This window comes from Alcanivorax sp. HI0083, from assembly GCF_001635175.1.
Map to the genome: position 1 here is coordinate 1 of NZ_LWFX01000275.1, position 757 is coordinate 757.

Sequence of the window (757 nt, forward strand, 5' to 3'; positions counted from 1 at the left end):
CGCAAAGATCATGTAGTCCTGCACTTCGTAGAACGCCATTTCCTCGTGGGCAAACACCGGCTGGATGTTGCCTTCCGCCTGGCCCTGCTGCAGCGCGCTGTACAGTTCGCCGTAGGCTATAGAGGTGGGGGAGGCGCCATAGGCCTTGTAGGTGGCCCGCAGCAGGCTGTTGTCCATCACGCGGATGCCCAGGTTTTCGATGTCATCCGGGGTGTTGATGGCCTTGTTGGTCGTCCACACCTGATAGCCTTCCGGCAATTCCGCCAGCGGTACCAGGCTGCGCTTGCGGAATGATTCCTGCCAGGCTTTGCTTTTCAGGAAGGTGTCGCTGTTCAGGCCTTGTGCGGTTACCCATTGATCGCTGGGCATGATGTAGTTCAGGTTGAGCAGCTGGCTTTCCGGTACGGTGCCGCCCAGGGCGCCGGAACCAAAGCCCAGCTGAATGGCACCGCCCTGGATCGCGTCATACAACGCGGAGTAGCTGGAGCCCCATTTGCCATAGGGGAGCAGTTGAACGTCAATCTCCCCGTCACTTTTTTCTTTCACCAGCGCTTTGAAACGTTCGGCGTAACTGTGCTGAACACTGCCTTCAATTTCCTCCAGGCCAAAACGCCAGGTGTCGGCGTTGACGGTGGTGGTCGTGGCGGCAAGAAAGCCAAAAGTAGCGGCGCAAATAAATCGATTAAGTCGCATGCCTTTACCTTGATATTGCTTGTGGGTGCCAATCACTACATTGCATCGGGGCAGGGCTGTCAAG

The 757-nt window shown here is 57.1% G+C and carries 1 protein-coding gene; it reads right to left on the bottom strand.

The features are described 5' to 3' along the window. The coding region (gene dctP / locus A3754_RS02960; RefSeq protein WP_063518807.1) for a TRAP transporter substrate-binding protein DctP at window positions 1–693 on the bottom strand (693 nt) is incomplete at its 3' end. Window positions 694–757: the final 64 nt, after the last annotated feature.